Source organism: Candidatus Kurthia intestinigallinarum (genome assembly GCF_003991225.1).
In the GTDB taxonomy this organism is placed as follows: domain Bacteria; phylum Bacillota; class Bacilli; order Bacillales_A; family Planococcaceae; genus Kurthia; species Kurthia populi.
This window is the reverse complement of sequence record NZ_JTFC01000111.1, coordinates 1-1,922: the sequence shown is the minus strand read 5'-3', so window position 1 is coordinate 1,922 and position 1,922 is coordinate 1. Positions and strand designations below refer to the sequence as shown.

Genomic DNA, 1,922 nt, shown 5'->3' with positions numbered 1-1,922 from the left:
TAGGGAGTGCTATTGCTTTAATCAATGATTTCAATTTTCTTTGTTGAACAAAATCTCTAATACCAATAATTAAATAGAACCCAATAATACCTCCTAATGTGTTATGAAATATATCATCTAATTCAAAAATACCTTTTTGCGTTACAAGTTGAATACATTCAATCAAAAGTGTAACTCCTAATGATACTATTAGTGCTGGGGTAAAACTGTTAAATTTTTTATTGTAAAATGGTAATAAAATTCCTAACGGAACAAACATTATAATATTAAAAATAATTAGTTGAAATTCTGTCAAAGACCAATTATTCCAAGCATTAATATAACCGCTATACAGATTAAGATTGGTCATACTTTCATAATTGGCGCCTCGGCTCAATGTTGTTATACCTAACACAATAGTAAACCAGCAAATCAACAATAAAAGCGTGATAAAAGAATATATTTTTTGTTTGTGTAAATGACCTCTTTTTTTCTGATAAATTAAGAATGAAAAGCCAATTATTCCAAAAATACAACATGCTGTTATAATCCAAGGAAAAAGACCCCTTATTATACTTGTTACGTCCATTGATGCATTCCCCTTATAAGGTGTAAACAAATTATTATATATAACTGTATTTCGCAAGCTAAATTAGGTTCTTACACATAGTCAGTGAATGCTTACATACATCACTACCCGGGTATAGGATCTGAAAAAGACGTGTACCGTATGCTCACATGCTTTTTTATTTCCATTCACGATCCAAATCCGCTTGTTGTCCTAAATGCCAAGAACTCAGCACGCGTCGACATAGTAGCACGAAACGAAAAATTCGCGACTTACCTATTTCAGGAAAAAAAGTCTTTCTGCATCTGCGCTTGCAGAAATGGTTTTGCTTGAATGCTATGTGTAGCACGATTATTTTTACGGAAATAACTGCTGCACCAGCCTATCAGCGTAATAAAAGAAATCGAAAAAAGGTTATAAAGGGAGTTACTCCACTGTTAGAAAAACTGTAGAGCAACTAAAATTAAAAAAGGATACACTGGTTTCTACTACGAAAAAAGTTGGAAATAAAAGAATAATACTTTGTTTTGGCGTTTCTATGAACAGTTAACTGAAAAAGAACATCAAGTTTTACAATCTACTTTAATTGCTTATCAGGGTACACAACCTGTCTATGCATTCGTTCAGCTATTTAGAGCAGCCTTTTCAGAAATCGATCTTCAAACGTTTCTACAACTTACTTAGAGCGTCTTTACCGTGCTTTTCGACATTTACCTGGTGAGAGATGCTTAAATTTAAGTTCTAAACGATACGGTAATCACAATAATCCACGCCAACTTGACCGTTTTTACTATCGGATTTCAGCCAATAACGTCGCACATGCGCTGATGTAATCTCTAGCTTTTCCCTTTCCATTATTCTAATCTACTTTAACCCCTCTACGAATTCATTCAGATTTTCGCTCATTTCCTTATAATGAGTCCAATGTAAATAATGCTGACCTTCTAGAACTACTAATTTATTATTTTTTATATTTTGTAATTGCGTATTATAAAAATCTATTTTTGACTTCCCCTCTACATATTGCTCTTTTGGAGTAAAAATCATCACTGGTAAGTCAGAAGGGAATGTCATATTTGTTGTTAAATCAAAGTTATTCTTTATCTCGTTCGTCTCTTTAACTACAGCTTTATTTATGTATTTCGCAGCAACTATAGATTTTGCCATTTTTAAGTTTACCTCTGTATATGTGCCCTTTTCAGATAATGGCAGAATATTATCTGGCGTTACATATGCCAATAATCGAGCAATACCTATTGGTGCCATATATTCCGTATATTTAGGCATAGTAGGAAAAACGTCATCACCAAAATATTCCGACATCTGTGGTAAGGTTGGATCTATTCCTATGATGGCTTTAACTTCCTCGGAATAG

The 1,922-nt window shown here is 33.1% G+C and carries 2 protein-coding genes and 1 pseudogene; 1 reads left to right on the top strand and 2 read right to left on the bottom strand.

Going from position 1 to position 1,922, the window contains the following annotated elements; all coding sequences use genetic code 11:
• Window positions 1–568: VanZ family protein (locus QI30_RS19010; RefSeq protein WP_148113897.1), on the bottom strand; the 568-nt coding region annotated here is incomplete at its 3' end.
• A gap of 149 nt (window positions 569–717) precedes the next feature.
• Here QI30_RS19010 and QI30_RS21300 point away from each other — a divergent pair.
• Window positions 718–999: a transposase family protein gene (locus QI30_RS21300; RefSeq protein ID WP_126992089.1), complete on the top strand. Its 282-nt coding sequence runs from the start codon at window positions 718–720 to the stop codon at window positions 997–999.
• A gap of 412 nt (window positions 1,000–1,411) precedes the next feature.
• Here the strand turns inward: QI30_RS21300 and QI30_RS20625 are convergent.
• Window positions 1,412–1,922: pseudogene (locus QI30_RS20625) on the bottom strand (alpha/beta fold hydrolase); the annotation flags it as partial.

Bases quoted from the DNA above. Each gene is read 5' to 3' on its own strand.
- QI30_RS21300 (WP_126992089.1), top strand. From the start codon at position 718: ATGCTTTTTTATTTCCATTCACGATCCAAATCCGCTTGTTGTCCTAAA.